This window comes from Paenibacillus sp. VTT E-133280 (genome assembly GCF_002264385.1).
GTDB lineage: Bacteria > Bacillota > Bacilli > Paenibacillales > Paenibacillaceae > Paenibacillus_AQ > Paenibacillus_AQ nitricinens.
Window position 1 is genome coordinate 1 of the sequence record NZ_NFUX01000097.1, and the last position, 18,997, is coordinate 18,997.

Here is an 18,997-nt window from a genome sequence, read left to right on the forward strand (position 1 = left end):
AAAAAGGACGCCGAAGGCGTTTCTTCTTATCATATGCTATTATTTGTTTAAAACAGATTTAAAAGGAAGATGATCGATGCGAAGAAGAATCAGCTTGCCTTTAAAGTTATTTTTTATCGTGTTTGCATTTGTATTAAGCTGCATAATCTTGATAAGCCAATTGTCTTATCACTATGTCCAAAAGGAAATAAGAACCACTGACATTTATTACACCAACCAAATCCTTGACAAGGTAGATCAGTATTTCACAGTTAATTTTTCCTCCTTCCAGACGATCCTGTTCTCGGTCGAAACATCGGTGAAAGCCAACATTGAGAATACAGAAGTGATTAAAAAGCAATTAAGAGAGCTGTATGAACTCAACAGTAATTACGTCAGTAATATTTATTTGATCAAAAGCGATTTATCCATTCTAGGCGGGAGTACACCTACCCGAATATTCGATGAACCTTTAGCTGAAAGAGAACCTTTGTTTGATGCGGCTGACAAGAACAGAAGGACTACATTTGTCAGTGATCCTTACAAATCTAAATATTCCGGCTGGACCGTTACGATGGTTCGATATCTGAACAGTGCTCCGTTTCCTATGGCCATTGCGGTAGATTTGGATCTAAATGCCATTGAAGAGACCTTGTTCAAGATTAATAAAAAAGAACAAATGGATTTGGCTCTAATCACCGCATCAGGAAAAATCATTGCCGGATTTCCGGAAAATAAAGGACCCTTAAATATTCAAGATCATACTTTTTCAATCGGTGAAACGTCAGCGAAACAAATTCTGGAGACTACAGAAACAAGCCTTCAACTGCATACCAAGGATGGCATTGCGGTCTCCCTTCTGAAAAAACCGACTGAGAAATTCAACTGGACCCTCATCTCGATCAACGATGAATCCCGCTTGAAAGCTGCTTTGTCCAGATTAGAAACCTATTATATCGGGCTTCTAGCTGCTGGTCTTCTCTTAAGTCTGTTCATTTCCTTTTTTATTGCCAAATATATAAGGACCCCTCTCTATGCGCTCAAAACAAAAATGAAGCGGGTGGAGCAAGGCCTCCTCACAACTACAATATCGATTAACCGAAACGATGAGTTTGGAGATCTCTCCCGAGCATTCGATCGTATGCTGCAGCAAATTGTGGAACTGATACGGGGAGCAGAGCTACATAATGAACTTGAGCGGAAGCTGGAGATCCAAGTGCTTCAGTCTCAAATAAACCCTCATTTTCTGTATAACACGCTTGGTTCTATAAGCAATGTCATACGACTCGGACAAATAGAGAAAGTAGATGTGGTGATCGAGTCTCTCATTTCAATATTGGAATATGGGATAGCTGATGCTTCGGAGAAGGTATCACTGCGTCAGGAATTGCAAAATGTATCGGACTATATCGCGATCCAGAACATCCGCTATAACAGGAACTTTCACTTGATTGAAAATATCGAAGCAGATTTAATAGATTTCCCAGTTTTTAGAATGCTGCTGCAGCCCCTTGTGGAGAATAGTATCTTCCATGGTTATAACGGTGGGGGGATCGAAGGCCCTATTACTATTCATGCGTACAGGGAGGGCAGCAACGTCATCATAGAAGTAGTGGATCAAGGCGAGGGAATTCCAACTGATAAAATAAAGCATGTTTTGATTTCAGAACCGAGTGATGTGGAAGTGAAAAGGAAAAGAATCGGGTTAAATAATATTCATGACCGAATAAGACTTCACTATGGTGAACAGTTCGGGCTCCAAATCATAAGCATACCTAAGGAAACAACCCGTGTTCAAGCCTTATTCCCAGCAGGCTCGTTTAAAGGAGATGCATGATGGTGAGAGACTACACCTGCTTCATTGTTGACGATGAAGATCTAATCATTCAGAGATTGGAATTGTTTTTTAACGAGCTCTCCCATAGAGATAAGCGATTTCATTTAGTGGGAAAAGCGAATAATGGGCTGAAAGGGATAGAGGAGATCGCAAAGCTTAAACCGGATATCGTAATATCTGATATTGTTATGCCGCGGATGGATGGAATTTCCATGATTGAGCAGCTAAAACCAAAGCTTCCCCATACCCAATACATACTTTTGACCGCTTATTCATCTTTTGAATACGCCCAGAGAGCTATTCAAGCCAACGTATTGGAGTACATTGTTAAGGTTCCGCTCAGGGAAGCGGATTTAGTTCGCGCTTTAGATAAGGCAGCCGGGATTTTAAATGAGGTTAAGAAAAAAGAAGCGGAAATTCAATCGTTAAACGTATCCGTGCTTGAAAATAAATATAGAGTCCGCAAGCAATTTTTTAACGAGCTTATCAGAGGCGAAATCCCTTCTCATCGGGCATCGGATTTTGCCAATCGCATGCAATTCCATTTCTTTCAAGCCAACTATTGCTGCTTCATTGTTGAAATGAATCTGTATGAAAGTTTCCGGAACGATTATTCAGCGTCAGATCAACACATTTTGAAATATGCGATTACGAATATAATCGAAGAAACTGTGGTGAATGGTGGCAGGGGTGTAGCTGTAGATCTATCCGATAATCGTTTTATTGGCTTTCTTTCCTGGGAAAATAATCGCAGTGATATGGACACGGAATATGCTTGCCATTCATTGGGCAGTCAGATCGTCTCCCATTTACATCAATATCTGAATCAAAGGGTATCCGTCGCTTTTGGAGGTCCGCACCGAGGCTGGGAATCCATCAAACAAGCTTACATGGAAGCTAATAACGTGAGTGAGGATTTCTATTATCATGAAGAGAAAGTAGTCAAAACCCCCATGCATCGGTTCCAATACCGTAATGACAAAAAGGAGGCCTTTCAGCTGAAATTGGCTGATTTTCTCACATGGGTACAAAGGAAAGTTTCCAAGGAAGAGCTGGAGGAAGAACTCTCTGATTTAAATCAATTTGTGACGAATTATAAAATTCATAAGTCTATCATGGCACCTATGCTTCAAGACTTGTACAGAGACATTACTGCGAAATTTAAATCGGGGAAATCGTTGACCACGGATGTATCAGAGTTTCCTATAAAATTCATGACATTTCGGGAGCAGCTTGCCTATATTGGCGACTTCACATTCGAATATGTACACGCTGGCCAACTTTTACATCGTATAGAAATCATGAGTGCTATGCGATTTATAGAGAAAAACCTGAAACAGAGATTAACGCTGGAGGCGATTGCCGAGGAAGTGAATTTAGCTCCATCGTATTTTAGCAGCTTATTCAAAAAAACAATGAACGAGGGCGTTATCAGCTACATCAACCGCAAAAAAATCCACTTAGCTCTCGAGCTGTTAAATGTTCAGGATTATTCTTTATTGGAATTGTGCGAGGAAGTAGGAATTGTGAATGAAGGTTATTTTTGCAAATTATTTAAAGAATATACGGGTGATACGCCTAAGCAATACCGGATAAAAATGACACGGTATGAATCCTAATAAGGTTGCAAAAAATGTATAAATTTCTCGTGAAATCATGTAAAAAAAAAGGCATCAAAAAGCTTACCATGATAGAAGGATCTAATCATGGAGGTTATCAAAATGGAGCTTATTAAAGCAGATGTAACCGTCGTAGGCGGAGGTATTGCTGGGATATGCGCTGCCATTGCTGCCGCACGCCAAGGGCTGCAGGTTTCACTTATTAATGATCGGCCGGTTCTTGGGGGAAATGCGAGCAGCGAGGTCAGAGTTCATATCAACGGGTCAGCATATCTTGGAAACAGTCCATCCTATTATGCACGCGAGGGCGGATTGGTGGAAGAACTCAAGTTGAAGATTTTTCACTATAATCCGTTATACAACAAGAAGCTGATGCTTTCGCTTTCGGATACGGTCTTGTTGGATATGGTTTATGCTGAACCTAACATTTCTCTATTTCTGAATACATGCGTGCATGAAACGGGCATGGAGAACGGCAGAATTAAATGGGTGGAGGGCCTTCAATTGGCTTCCGAAAGAAAATTCCGTTTCGAAAGCCGAACCTACATCGATTGCTCCGGGGATGGAGTTGTCGGATATCAAGCAGGTGCTCTCTTCCGCTGGGGGAGAGAAGCGAAGCATGAATATAAGGAAGAATTGGCTCCTGAAGTGGCGGACCATTTCACCATGGGCGATACGATCCTGTTTCAAGCCCGTGACGTAGAATATTCCGTTCCATACAAAAGACCAGGCTTTGCATATGATATTACGAAGTTGGCCTTTTTTGATAGTATCAGAAAAGGCTTAAACCATCGGTCTTTACCTAGAAAAATCAACGGGCTTGGCGGATTGTGGTGGCTGGAATACGGCGGACATATGGATATTATCAAGAATAATGAAGACATCGCATTGGAACTGCGGAAATTGGTGTACGGAATTTGGGATTATATCAAAAATAGCGGCGAATTTGATGATGTGGACAATCTCATCTTGGATTATGTATGCCCAATCCCGGGAAAACGGGAGTCAAGGCGGTTCATTGGGGATCACATGTTGTCTCAGAACGATCTTACAGCAAAGCCGCATTTCGAAGATGCCGTATCCGTCGGGGGATGGTATATGGATATACATGCTGCTAAAGGCATCTATGATGAGGGGCCGGCTACAGCATGGAATTTCGTGCCTGGCTTGTACAATATCCCTTTCCGCAGTTTATATTCACGAAATATTCCTAATCTAATGTTCGCTGGCCGCAATATAAGTGCTACCCATGTGGCATTTGGATCTACGAGGGTAATGGCAACCTGCGGTTGTATGGGTCAGGCGGTTGGAACAGCTGCTTCGTTATGTTTGAAATATGAGGTGGACCCCGCTACGATAGTCGAAGCTCATATGGGAGAACTGCAAGAGCTGTTGCTTCGAGACGGGCAAACGATTGTAGGGCTTCAAGAGGAATTGAATCCTTATTTTGCTGATGGATTAACTATTCGTGCCTCGTCTCAGCGCAGCTATGACAATGTTCATCCAACCGAAGAGATTTCCTTGGAGAAAGGGTTATGTTTAGTCTTGCCGATACAGACATCCATGGCGGAAAGTGTACGCATCAAAATTAAAAACAGGTCCGAGCATTCGGAAACTTTGCAGGTGAAGCTGTTTGGCGGGGAACGGAAAGAAAATTATATTCCGACCAGCGAGTTAAAAGACTACCGCTTGGTTATTGCAGCCGGTCATGACGACTGGATTACGCTTAACTTGGGCTGCAAGAGACCGGCTGACGATAAAATCTACATCGTATTGGAAGGTACGGCAAGCCTTGCTGTCTACGTCAATGAAGAGAAATTGACAGGAGCGGTTAGCTTCTATTATAGACCGGAAGAACCTTCTAGGCTGAAGAAATTCAATAAGAGCATTTGCTTTAAGGAGCTATTTCCAACCCAGAATATGTATAATCCCGAGAATGTCGTCAACGGCTTCTCCAGACCTTATGGTCTACCGAACGGCTGGATTTCTGAACGTACGGAAGAACAGGAATGGTTGGAATTCTGTTTTGCAAGCCCCAAAAATGTAGACGAAATCCATCTCGTCTTCAATTCACAGTTGGATTTGGAGCATTTCAACGACCCGATCGAGTCCCTTATTCAAGACTATGATATGACCTTGACCTTAGAAGACGGAACCGATAGGACAATCATAACTCGTGGAAATTATCTCACGCTGAATAAACATAAGGTGAAAGCGAAAGATGTAACCCGAATCCGCTTCGATTTCTGTGCAACTTATGGTTCGTCTTATTTTGAAGTGTTTGCTGTAAAATGGTTTGCTCCTAAATTTGATAAATGAGGTCAGGTGAGGTCGCGATGAAGGAATTATTCCCTCGTAAAGGACTCCCCAATATAATTCAGAAATTGGAAAATGGGGATACCGTAACAATCGTCTATTTCGGCGGTAGTAATACCCGTTCTGAAGGCTACAGGGTCATGACGGCGGATTGGCTTCGTGAAAAATATCCTAAGGCGGAGATCCGCTCTGTGAATGCAGGCATTAATGGGACAGGATCGGATTTGGGCTGTGCCCGTTTGGAGACAGATGTACTGCGTCATCGGCCTGATCTAGTATTTGTTGAATTTGTCGGTAACGATGGCGGAGATCCCGAATCCAAGGCGCGGATCGAAGGGATTGTCCGCCAGATCCGCAAACGTAGCCGGTTTACCGATATCTTATTCGTTTATACGCTGAAGGAGCGGGATGTGGCCTTATTTCAGTCTGGTGAATACCAGAAGGGGGCTCTGATGCAAGAGGAAGTGGCCGACTATTATGGTATTCCTTCAATTCATCTGGGTGTAGCGGTCAGTCACTTGGTGTCGGAGGGAAAACTCGTTTTTACCTCAAGGGAAGACGTGTCCATTTCCGGAGCCGTTGTTTTTACGCATGATTCGATCCATCCGACTATTCCCGAAGGACACCAGATCTATACGGATACTATCACCCGGTCATTTGAGAAAATTAGAGAACTTCAAGATCATTTGGGAAGGTTAGTACATCACTTCCCTCAGAATCCGTTAGTTCCAGCTAATCCTTGGGAGTATGCAACCATGCTTTCATTAGATAGTCATACTACTTTTTCCGCAGGATGGTCATACATGACGCCCGATGATTTTGCTTTAGTGCGTGAGTACAATTGGTTGTTCCCCGGTCTATGGCGAGCAGTCGATCCTGGAGAGGCTATCACAGTGCAGTTCGAGGGAACCCATATCGGGTTATTCGATATCGGGGGGCCTGATTCTGGCAGATTGAAGGTGTCAGTGGATGGTGGGGAACCCTTTCTTGTTGATCGATTCACACTACACAACGATCATAATCGAAATCAGTATGTATTCTTACCGGAGCTCCCGAATGGAAAACATACAGTTCGCTTTGAAATCGATACCGAGAAAACAGACAAAGCGGCCGTGTTTGAGGCATGCGGCAATGAACGAAGTAGAGAGCACGTTAGAAAGCATCCAGATTGGTATGATCAAACGGTGATTCAGCTTGGGAAGTTGTTATTGGTGCAGCCGCCATTATAATTAATCATTAGGCATTTTACAATTGGTAAACCTATATCATAACTGACCGCTCAACTGCAGTCAGTTATGATATAGGTTTCTTTTTTGCTTAAAATCTTATTAGAAATTCTTGAAATCAAAGAAATTTCACAGTGATGTGACATGCTATGATAAAAACGAGAGGATTAGCCAGAAGGATAAGGCTAATTGCTTCTTTACGATCTTCGAACAAAGGAGGGCACCATTATTTTGAAAGCGTTATCAACATAAGGGAGGCTGTGAGTTGTATGATAAAAAGGAAGCTGTTTTTCTTAATCGTTTTCATTGTGACGATAGTAGTTCCTTTCAGCCTAGTCGGGATAAGGACCGCTTACGCAGAGCCCTTACCGTATAAGACGATTATCATCGATGACGGGAGCATCACGATCAATGATGTTGTGACACCTGATGTGGATAACGAGAACAACGGCTATTCGGCTCCAAATTGGACCACAAGTACAGGGGTGAAGGGATATGATAACTCCAGTTCTAAATATACGAGTACAGCAGGCAGAACGATATCCTGGAATCCTCGATTGGAAGCGGGAACGGCGAAAATTTCATTATACAAGCTTAACTGGGAAGATAAAGCAGATAGCAATGTAAAAATCGAAATCGTTCATAATGGAACGACGGATGTTTTCTTTGTGGATTTGCGACCTTCATTTGGTGCTCCTGCGGGATGGGTGGATTTGGGAGAGTACTATTTTTCCGGGGTTGGTAAAGAATTCGTTAGATTAACTCGGTCTACCAGTACAACCAGCACGATAATTACTCGTGCAGATGCGGTCAAGTTCGAAGGGAATATTCAGCAAAAAGAGCCGCAGAAGACGATCATCATTGATGATGGAAGCATCACGATTGATGATGTCGTCACCACTGATGCAGATAACGCAAATAACGGGTTCTCCGCTCCTTATTGGACTACAAGTACAGGAGTGAAGGGTTATCATAATTCCAGTTCCAAATTTACCGATGCAGTAGGAAGAAGCATCACATGGAATCCGCGATTGGAAGCAGGGACGGCGAAAATTTCATTCAACAAGCTTGATTGGGCGGATAAAGCAGACAGTAATGTTAAAATTGAAATTGTTCACAATGGGATCACGGATGTCATGTTTATGGATCTGAGGCCTTCGTCGGGCCCATCGGCCGGATGGGTTGATTTGGGGTCCTATTATTTCAGTGGTAATGATAGCGAATTTGTCAGACTGACTCGAACGCAACCTACGACCGGAAAGATCATTACGCGGGCCGATGCGGTCAAGTTTGAAGGGAACATCCGGCAGCAAGCTCCGCCGTTGCCTCCGCTGCGCAGCCGTACATTGGCGAATCTCAGTTACACGGAAAAAGGCAGTATCGAGAATGCCAGCTATAAAGCAACCTTCTATGAAGCAGCTTGGGATGGTGGCAAATCCATCGTTCGTGATTTGTTCTACAAGGACACGGATACGGGGAACTGGGTGCCTGTCAATAATGTGGCGGAAAGACTTGAAGAGCAGTGGGTCATATTAGATGGGAATGCCGGGAGTCTAACCAATTACTACGATACGATGAACAAACGCTGGATTACATTCGACGAGATCGATTTCCCTGACAGCCACACGGCGATATTAACCGATACTTCACATGGAAGTGATTACGATTTACAAGTGAACTGGTCCATGTCAGGGGACAAACCTGATGTTTCCTTCGCCTTTACACCCCTCCGGGATGGCAATTATGTGATCGGCTATCAGTCTTTCACAACAGAGCAAATCTCAGGCGTCAATGAAGTGTTAAATGGTTTCAGGTCACATGCAAAAATGGTAGGTTCAGTCGAATCAACAAGCTTAAGGGAGCTGAGCGCTCCGATGAGTCTTGTGGAAAAGAATGACGGTTCGGGGAATCCATTGACGTATGGGGTATTTGTACCTTCGGATGAGCTTCCGGTGGAATTTGAACCGACGGGAGGTGTTACGAAACAAAGGCTTGGCATGAGCCTTGTCAACAATGAAGGCAGCGTGCAGCCAATCTTGTATGCTCCTCAATTAGGGACTTATTCGAAAATGGCCGCAGAAAGCACTTATCAATTTCATATGGGACTAATCGCTCAAAAAAGCAAATTGTATGTGTCCTACGCGGATGTTCTTTGCAATGAGTATGGTTATTCCGCATACCGGGAAAATGTATCCGATCAGTCGCTTACTGACGCGATGTTCAATATGATCGATTTACTTAAGATAGAGCCGCAAGGGGACGACTCTGTTAATTATGTCCCGTCGCCAAGCGGCTGGTGGAATCGAGCCAAGGGATTTATTGATATTGAGAACGAGGATAGCATTCGAACCACATCGAATGCAGTTCTTCTGGGAGCCTACTATTTGACCGGAGACGACCAGCTTTACGATACGAGAGCGCTGCCGTCCATCCAGAACGGTGTATCGCGAAATGGAATTGGATGGTCACCGACGCAGAAGCCAGTATACGGTGTGCCGTCGTTATGGAAAATGGCATCCTTGCCGTTCGATTTTTCAAGCGTAGCCGCTGTCCATCAGATGATGGGGACTTCGGCAGGAATTGGGGCGCTGGCACAGGAAGAGTACCTCGTGCGTGATCCTGACCAGAAAGACCGGGGTCCTGTCATTCAGCCCCTGATGATGTATCGTATGACGGGAGATGCGCAGTATTTACAGGCTGCCAAGGCTGCAGCCGACAGCTATATCATGCAGCATATTGATACGCCTGCATCCGTAAATGTGAGTAAAAATGAGTTCATTTATTATTATAGCAAGCTGTGGATGGAGATCTTGGAGCTTTACGAGGAAACTCAGGAACCCAAATACTTGAATGCCGCTTATAAAGAAGCCAAACGGTATGCAACGATGTTCGTTGCTCGTCCGGTTCCAGAAGGTGCCGTTACGATTCCGCAGCCTGAGACGTATAATTACGCGGAGTCGTTCCATTGGCCGGAAAGTGGTAAATATCAATATCCTCGGATCAAGCTCCCAGAAGATGTAGCCGGAGGCGTACAAGCGGATAGTTGGCTTGTTTCTCCCAATGGATTGACGTTTGAAGCGGGAAGTACAACTGGCTATTATCGGATGAATGCGCAGGAAGCTCCATTCATGCTGAGATTGTCGCTCTATACAGGTGATAAACTGCTGCAGGATATTGCTCATAATGCGGTCATCGGACGATATTCCAGCTATCCAGGTTATTACTATAAGGGCTTCGCCATTAGTCAATTGGAGCCAAATTTCCCTCTGGAAGGTCCAAGCGGCGCTACATCCATCTATTATCACCATATACCGGGACAGCTCGGGCAAACGATGGATTATTTGATCAGCGAGCAATCGTTGAAATCGAATGGTAGTATTACATTTCCTTCTGTATTTGAAACTAATTTTTTATGGTTCAAATATCACCTCTATGGAAATAAACCAGGTCATTTTTATGGTAACTCCGACGTTTGGCTCTGGATGCCCAAGGGGATTATTCAGACCAACCACCCTCAATTGAACTGGATAACGGGAGAGAGCGGGAATAAATTCTACATCGGGTTAAGCAACGAATCGTCAGCTGAAGTTCAGACTCCGATTGAGTTGAATTCGCAAATCATTGGGTTCAACCCGGCACAAGATTATACCGTAACCATCATCCGCGACAATGGCTCACCAGAGCAAGCGGTTATGAGTGGCGGAATCATTCAAGCCAAGGTTTCAAGCAAGGGAATAACCGCTATCATTGTAGAAGGACTCAACATTGAGGTGCCGCTGCACCAGATCAGAACTGCTGATCTATCGGATGCAAGCTATTTCTTCGATATCCACAGTCCAATAGATGCGGTTAAAGGCATGCTGATCGTCAAGCCCGACGAAACGGCCTACGATGCTTATGTGCAGGCAAAAACAACGAAACCGGCGACGATCCATTATTCCTTGGATGGCGGAGCTACGTATACGACCATTCCAGATACGATCTATCCGATGGAATGGTCGATACGGGTGAACGACTTATCCCAAACCTTCACTTATTATGTGGAATCGGACGGGAAACAGACTCGCAAACGGACACTCTATCTGCCTGATCAGGTAACCGAAACTCCAGTTCAACCGGATTGGCAGGAGGCTTCATCTATCATTGTGGATAATACGGAGGCAGAGACAGAAGGCGTCTGGATACGGGATACTACGGCTAACGACTATTACTATGATAACTATGTGTATTCCAAATCGACTGCAGGCACAGCGACAAGCAGGATAGTATGGCGGCCTGAGCTGCCGGAAACTGTTACTTACAGTGTGTATTACAAGCTTCCGCAAATAACCGCTGCCAGTGAAAATTGGGCAACGAATGCCACATTTACCGTTCATTATAGCGGAGGCTCCGAGACGGTTACCGTTGATGAAACAGCTGCCAATGGGACTTGGGTGCATCTGGGTGCTTATCCTTTTGCAGCAGGCGATAACGGGTACGTGGAATTAACCAATAAGGCCAATAAGTCACGGGTAGTTGCCGATGCCATGATGTGGGTGGACCCGAACAAGCTGCCGCAATTGGAGTCTGCGGTGATCCTGTCGGATCGGAACGAACTGCAGATGACTCAAACCGCACAACTGAGCGTAACCGGCTATTTGGATAACGGTCTGATTGGTGATCTATCACAGGCAAATGTGCAGTATTTCGTTGATCGAACCGATCTGGCTGAAGTGGACAGTAGCGGTTTGTTGACTCTTCTAAGTCTCGACGGGGAAAAAGATCACATTGAGGTATGGGCCACTGTAACGATTGACGGGGTGACCTTAACAACATCGCCTTTGATAATTGCGATCAGGGACTTAACGGTTATTGTCGACAGTACGAATACGACTGGGTTGTACACGACAGAAGGGTCTTGGAGCCAAAGCAATTTAGCCGGATACAAAATTGGGGTTAAGTCCCGTTACTCTACCGTTCAAGGATCATCAGCGACGTGGAAAGGCCAGTTTCCAGAGGGGAAATATACGGTCTCCATCTACAAGCTCGTCCATACGACAGCAAACGATAATTATGTCAAAGTGGAAGTGAAGCATCAGTCGGTTACCGAGGTCACGTATATCGATGCAACCGTCGGCTCGTCGGGTTGGGTTAATCTAGGAACGTTCGACTTTACAGGAGACGGCAGCGAGTATGTTCGTTTAACCAGGGTTACTCCGACAACGGTAGATCCCCCAACTCTGCCTGCTGATATGATCTATACGAGGGCTGATGCAGTCAAGTTCGAACGGCATTCCGTTAGTCCGGTATTGTTTGGTCTGCCAGGTAAACCGAAACTTTCGAATAATAGCAGTGAGTTTCTGAATGGAAGCGGAACAACGGTAAGTGATAAGTGATATCGTAAAATAATCCTATGAGCTGAGTGGATGAGACCGATCCATTCGGCTTTTTTATGAAACTATATTAACAAACGATAAAATGGTCTTAACTGGAAACGATTCTTTAGATTGTGTTAATCTGTCTAATAGTGAACTCCATTAGAGAGAGGGTTGTTACTTGAAAAGAAACATATTATATATTGAAGATAATGAGAAAATAGGCCAATGGGTAAAAGAAGAATTGGAGCAGCGGGGGTTTTCAGTTCAGTGGCTGCTTTCTGGTGAAGGAGCCGAAAAAGAAGTGAATCAGCATGAAATCGTTATTTTGGATATCATGTTACCTGGGTTAGACGGATTTACTGTAGGAAAACGATTAAAAAAGGCAGCTCCTGCTGTTCCTATTTTGCTGTTATCTGCTCGAACATCGATAAATGATAAGGTAGATGGGTTACAGTTTGCTGATGATTATTTAACGAAACCATTTCATACGGATGAATTAGTTGCGAGATTAGAAGTATTAATCCGCCGAAGTGGCAGAACATATTCTGGACGCATTTCGTTAGGTAATCATATTGAAGTAGATCCAGGACTCCAAATGGTATATGACAAGCCCACAGGAGAAGAAATTATACTGACAGGGAAACAACATCAAATTTTAATGTACTTCTTACGCCACCCTAATCAAGTTTTACCAAAAGAACAAATTTATGAAGCCATTTGGGAAGAAACGTACATAACCGGTGATAAGACACTAATGGTACATATCCATCGACTACGTCAGAAGTTGGAACGTCATCCAGATTCACAAGAGATTATTGAAACGTTAAAAGGAATAGGCTATCGGGTGAAGCTATGAAACACAGCAGATCATTATTTCGCCGTTTTCTAAAAGTGCATTTTCTATTTATCTTCCTTCCTCCAATTGTGCTTATTTTCTTCTTTACCTTCTTTGGGTTTTCTGTCAATGAAGAACCTCTGACGTTAAATCCATTTTACATTACACTATTTTTGTTTGGTTTTATTATTGTCGCATTTATTGTCTCCTCTTGGCTGTTCTTCTTGAGACTTCGTAAACGTCTTACCTGCTTACAGGAAGTCATGTCATTTTCAGCTAATCATAACTCCTTTCCTAAACCGATTTCTGTTCAAAGTGATCGTATGGATGAAATAGACCAGTTGGGAAGTTCTTTTAATTGGATGATTCAGCAGCTTGAAGACAGTCGCAAGCGGGAATATGAAGAAGAATTATTACGGCATCGGCTCATTGCGAATTTATCTCACGATTTACGAACACCACTTACCATATTGAGAGGACATGTCACCAGATTAAATAAAGAAGCAGTAAGTTTAGAAGGACAAAACTCCTTAACAGAGATGAATCATACGATTACCAGAGTCGGAGATCTGATGGATGATTTACTTTCCTACACTTTGCTTACATCAGGGAAACATCCTTTTGTACCCATTTCAACAGATATTGGACGTTTAGTAAGAGCATCTGTTGCAGCATGGTATCCTGTATTTGAAGAAAAAGAAATTCAGATCGATGTGGATTTACCGGCAGAGGAGACTTTTTATTGGGAGGCCGATCCACAATGGATGACACGGGTTCTGGACAATCTATTTCAGAATATTCTTCGCCATGCAGCAGAGGGGGAATATGCAAACATTGTGGTTGATGTAGTAAAAGAACAGATCATCGTTGCAGACAAAGGTCCAGGTATGGATAACTTCTCCTATGAGCGTGGAGCAGGGATTGGTTTATCGGCTTCAAATTATATGCTGCAAAAAATGAAGCTGAAAGCTGACTTTACATCAAATGAAAATGGTACAAAAGTAGCTATTAGCCGAGCTTAACCTAAAGTTAACCCAGAATTAAACGGGCTGATAGCCGGGATGTAACTTTGCTTCTTTATAATAAGAACCATAACAGAAAGGAAGTGTTATGGTTGCTTACCATTAATAACTTAATCAAACATCGCGGAAAACAAGTAATCTTATCTGGTATCAGTTTTAATGCTAGACCCGGTAGGGTAACTGGGTTTCTAGGTCCCAATGGGGCAGGTAAAAGTTCTACACTCCGCATCCTGCTTGGATTAGATCGTGCCACCTCAGGGAGTGCCTTCATTAATGGAAAGCCATTCGCAGAATTACATAATCCTCTAGCAACCGTAGGTGCTGCACTTGATGGCTTTGGAGCTCATCGTATGCGGACCGGACGGGCACACTTGCGTTGGATTGCTCGTGCCGCAGGATTGCCTAGCTCACGTGTCGAGGAGGTTCTGGAAATCGTAGGCCTTACTAATGCAGCTGGGAAAAGAGTTGGCAATTATTCTCTTGGCATGGGGAGAAGACTTGGAATGGCGGCTGCACTGCTTGGTGACCCCAAAATATTGGTTTTAGATGAACCCGTAAACGGGCTTGACCCCGAAGGAATTCGCTGGATTCGGACATTTTTACGTGAACATGCTGAGTCAGGAAACACGGTCTTACTATCCAGTCATCTAATGGGAGAGCTTGCAGCGACTGTTGATGATGTGGTGATTATTAAGCATGGAACAATCGTTGCAGATGGAACATTGGAGAAGCAAAAGGTAACCCTCTCACGCTGGAGGACGCCTTTTTGCTCATATTGTAGTTTTTAGTAATGGAAAATAAAATACGTGGATGCATTATATAAAAAACATGACTCAATTAAGCCCAATTTTTTCTAGGGCTTTTTTTGTTTGGGACCTCAGGATTGTGTTTGGTCTATACTTAAACTTTTCGGGTCAGTTTTATTGTACGAACTTTAATGCAAGATAATCATGCCTATTGGATGGGGATTTTCCAAGGCTGTACTTACTTAATATCTTATAAGAAATTCTTGAAATCACAGAAATTTATCCGGGTAGTGGGATGCTATTATACAAATATAAATAAAGACGAGGTGATGATATGCAAGCAAAATTGGCAGCGGACGCCATTCCCCTCACCAAAAAGCGGAATTCATGGATAAGAACGATAAAAAAGTATAAAGTGATGTACGCTCTCTTGTTCCCGGCATTAGTTTACTTTGCCGTATTCAAATACATTCCTATGGCGGGAATCATTATTGCTTTTAAAAACTATAACCTAGCATTGGGACTATGGGATAGTCCATGGGTGGGATTTAGAAATTTCACAGATTTTATGAACGGCGTTTATTTCTGGGACATCATGAGAAATACGATTATCATATCCCTTTATAAGCTATTGTTCGGTTTCTCAGCTCCTATCATACTTGCTTTGCTGCTCAATGAGGTTTATACCCAATGGTTTAAGAAAATCGTACAAACGATCACTTATTTACCCCACTTTCTATCATGGGTCATTGTTTATGGAATGATGGTGGCATTATTAGCCCCAGGGGATGGTCTTTTTAATATGATTTTCAAGGAAATTGGTGTTGAGCCCATCTCATTTCTAACGGAACCTGCCTGGGGCAGACTGCTGATCATCTTATCTGAAATATGGAAGGATATTGGTTGGGGAGCTATATTGTACCTTGCAGCATTAGCAGGAATCGATCCAAGCTTATATGAAGCGGCAAGAATTGATGGCGCTTCCAAGTGGAGACAGCTTTGGCATGTAACACTTCCCGGCATTCGAGGCGTGATGATTCTGATGCTGATCCTTAAATTAAGCCATATTCTGGATGCTGGTTTTGACCAAATATTTATGTTTGCCAACAGCTTTAATCAAGAGAAGATCGACATTATCGACACATGGGTATACCGTGAAGGGCTCGAGCGACTTAGGATTGGCTTGGCTACTGCTGTGGGATTGTTTAAAGCGGTCATCGGATTTGTTTTAGTGTTGGCAGCGAATAAGCTCGCCAAAAAATTCGATGGGCAAATTTGGTGAGGTGGTTATCAATATGATCAATTTGACAATCGGAGAGAAAGTCTGGCAAGCAGTCGTTTATTTTATTCTTATTTTGCTAGCGCTACTTTGCTTACTACCCTTTCTATATGTGGTTGCTGTTTCAGTGACGCCAGAATCGGAAGTGTTAAGAAGAGGAATTGTTATTATACCAGAAACCTTTACCTTTCTAGCCTACAAAGAAGTATTCATTTCTCATGGTATCGGTCAGGCGTATAAAATTACATTGTTTCGAACGATAGTAGGCACTGCTCTCAATGTGTTCTTTACGGTAATAGCGGCATATCCGTTATCCAAAAAATATTTGCCGGGTCGAAGCCCATTTTTACTATTCATTGTCTTTACCATGATGTTTGGGGGAGGATTAATTCCGACTTATTTACTAGTCCGCTCTCTGGGATTGCTAAACAGTCCGTGGGTATTGATTATTCCACAGCTCATTAGTGCATTTAATCTGGTGATCATTAAAGGCTTTTTTGAGCAATTGCCTGCTGAAATCGAGGAATCAGCGAGGGTAGACGGTGCAAGTGAGCTTCAGTCGTTATGGCGGATCATTTTACCCCTGTCCTTGCCCGTCCTTTCCACAATTTCCTTATTTTACGCAGTCGGGCATTGGAACAGTTATTTTGATGCTATTGTTTATATCAATGATTCCAACTTAATGCCGCTTCAAGTGATCTTGCGCAACATCCTGCTTAACGTCGCAACACAAAGTGCTGATTCGCTTGCCAATACCGGAGCTGTTAGTACGTTCGCTATACAAATGGCAGCAGTTGTCGTGACTACAGTTCCGATTTTGATCGTTTACCCATTTATGCAAAAGCATTTTACCAAAGGTGTACTCTTGGGATCGGTTAAAGGTTAAAAAGCTATTCCAACCTGAGTTGTTACGGGGAAACCGTGATAATATAGAAGCAAAGGAGAGGTCATTATGCAACGTAAAGCGATTACATTGGCTATTCTGACAGCAATGGTCGGTGTGGGAACGGTATTGTCAGGATGCGGGGACAAAAAAGAGGTTAAATCGACAGCTTCGAGTATTTCGCAAGGCGAGCCAAATAAGTCTGAAACCAAATTGAAAATCTCGATGTTTAACCAAGGCACTTTCAACGCTGCTGCTCCGATTCCTCCTCGTGAAGAAGATATCCAACGCCAAATGTTAGAAAAAGCAGTGAATATCGACTTGGAAATGATGATTCCTCAATCCGGGCAAGCAACGACTAAATTAAATACGCTCATAGCTGGAGGAGATATTCCAGATTTGATCTTCTTGAAGAGCCGGGCTGATCTCGCGCAATATTATGATCAAGGCGTTCTTGCGGATTTGACACCGTATCTGGATCAATTTCCTGAATTGCAGAAACGTTTTAGCAACGACTCCTGGGAGGCGATGTCCTATCAAGGAAAAACCATTGGAGTTCCAGGTTATGATAATGTAAACGGAATCAGTCGAAGCTTCTTCATTCGCAATGATTGGCTGAAAAAACTGAATATGGAAGTGCCCACGACACCTGACGAGTTATTCGTAGTTATGAAAGCCTTTACAGAGAAAGACCCGGACGGTAATGGCAAAAACGATACTTACGGATTCATAGGCGGCATGAATAAAGAAGGCAATCTGCAAACCTACGGCTTTGATAGTTTGATGTGGATGTTTGGCGTCAATCCTCCCTCAGCCATTGATGTGAAAGACAATAAACCGGTGTTCCTGTTTACCGACCCAAAAATGAAAGAAGCACTCGCTTATATCAATAAAATGATGGAAGCTAAAGTTGTAGATCCAGACTGGGTGACGATGAATACTCCCGATTTGTTGGACCAAAAGTTATTTAAGGGTAAAGTTGGCTTCATGATAAGAGATGCCCGCAGGCTGGAACCAGATTATCAGCAGAAAATGAAAGAAATCAGTGGAGAGGTGCCGGAATGGATCGTCATTCCTCCTATGATAGGTCCTTATGGTGATCAAATTGTAGAGAGAAAATCGTTCCAAGGCAATTCATGGGCCATATCCAAGAAAGCGGATAAGGATAAAATCATTCGGATCTTGTCCATGCTGAATTATCTCTTTACAGACGAAGAAGCATATCCGAATTTTGCATACGGAATCAAAGGTATTCATTGGGATGTAGTGGACGGCAAGATTAAGAATAAAACCTCCGAATTATCAAAGGAAATGAAAGAAAAGTACCTATGGGTTGACCATTATAGAATGCCGCGTCGCGGTGATGATGCTGAATACTTCAGCTTCCAGAATCCTAAGACGGCAGAAGCTTTTAAGAACAATCAGAAATACGTAGCGCCTACTTTACCCGGGAATTTATTGACCGAAGACCCGAACGATACATTGGCAGCTGACCGCCAACGTTTCATTAATGAAAGTCTGGTAAAATTTATGACCGGCAAAGATCCTCTTTCTAACTGGGACAATTTCCTCAATACGTTGGAGACCAAGTTTGATATGCAGAAATATAAGGACACAGTAATCAAGCAATTTAAAGAAGCGGGCTTAATCAAGTAAATCAAGTAGAAACGGCTTCGCCGTCCTTTTAAAGGACGGTACCGTTTCAGCGAGAAAGATAAGGAACAATTATGCGCGAAGCATATAAATTCTTATCTTTTAAACAAAGAGAGTGGCTATAAATAGCCCCTCTCTTTATTGAAATATAAGAAAGTATAAGTTTTACTTTATACTTTATCCTTCTATTTTTCGAAGAAACGCTTATCGTCCTTAAAAAGGACGCCGAAGGCGTTTCTTCTTAT

11 protein-coding genes are annotated in these 18,997 nt (G+C 43.0%); all 11 read left to right on the top strand.

Annotated features, from left to right (window positions below):
* The first annotated feature begins 76 nt into the window (after positions 1-76).
* A complete protein-coding gene (locus CA600_RS28055; RefSeq protein ID WP_094874410.1) occupies positions 77-1,816 on the top strand; it encodes a sensor histidine kinase in 1,740 nt (579 codons plus the stop codon).
* Entirely contained in the window at positions 1,816-3,435 is a 1,620-nt protein-coding gene (locus CA600_RS28060; RefSeq protein WP_094874411.1) for a response regulator, read from the top strand. Before CA600_RS28055 ends, CA600_RS28060 begins: the two co-directional genes overlap by 1 nt.
* 87 nt (positions 3,436-3,522) lie before the next feature.
* Positions 3,523-5,754 carry an FAD-dependent oxidoreductase gene (locus CA600_RS28065; RefSeq protein WP_179281766.1) on the top strand — a complete coding sequence of 744 codons (2,232 nt, stop codon included), beginning with the start codon at positions 3,523-3,525 and terminating at the stop codon, positions 5,752-5,754.
* Between the two features lie 17 nt (positions 5,755-5,771).
* Positions 5,772-6,980 (top strand): SGNH/GDSL hydrolase family protein, encoded by a 1,209-nt coding sequence (locus tag CA600_RS28070; RefSeq protein WP_094874412.1) that lies wholly within the window; start codon positions 5,772-5,774, stop codon positions 6,978-6,980.
* Between the two features lie 266 nt (positions 6,981-7,246).
* Positions 7,247-12,352, top strand: coding sequence for a golvesin C-terminal-like domain-containing protein (locus CA600_RS28075; RefSeq protein WP_094874413.1), 5,106 nt, complete (start codon positions 7,247-7,249; stop codon positions 12,350-12,352).
* 160 nt (positions 12,353-12,512) lie between these two features.
* The gene (locus CA600_RS28080) at positions 12,513-13,190 is read left to right on the top strand and encodes a response regulator transcription factor (protein ID WP_094874414.1); all 678 of its coding nucleotides are present in this window, start codon (positions 12,513-12,515) and stop codon (positions 13,188-13,190) included.
* A complete protein-coding gene (locus CA600_RS28085; RefSeq protein WP_094874415.1) occupies positions 13,187-14,191 on the top strand; it encodes a sensor histidine kinase in 1,005 nt (334 codons plus the stop codon). Before CA600_RS28080 ends, CA600_RS28085 begins: the two co-directional genes overlap by 4 nt.
* A 92-nt stretch (positions 14,192-14,283) precedes the next feature.
* On the top strand, positions 14,284-14,979 hold the full coding sequence (locus CA600_RS28090) for an ABC transporter ATP-binding protein (protein WP_143812212.1): 696 nt from the start codon (positions 14,284-14,286) through the stop codon (positions 14,977-14,979).
* A gap of 292 nt (positions 14,980-15,271) precedes the next feature.
* On the top strand, positions 15,272-16,219 hold the full coding sequence (locus tag CA600_RS28095) for an ABC transporter permease (protein ID WP_094874416.1): 948 nt from the start codon (positions 15,272-15,274) through the stop codon (positions 16,217-16,219).
* Between the two features lie 13 nt (positions 16,220-16,232).
* Positions 16,233-17,102 (top strand): carbohydrate ABC transporter permease, encoded by an 870-nt coding sequence (locus CA600_RS28100; RefSeq protein WP_094874417.1) that lies wholly within the window; start codon positions 16,233-16,235, stop codon positions 17,100-17,102.
* A 66-nt stretch (positions 17,103-17,168) separates the two neighbouring features.
* Entirely contained in the window at positions 17,169-18,755 is a 1,587-nt protein-coding gene (locus CA600_RS28105; RefSeq protein ID WP_094874418.1) for an extracellular solute-binding protein, read from the top strand.
* Positions 18,756-18,997 lie beyond the last annotated feature (242 nt).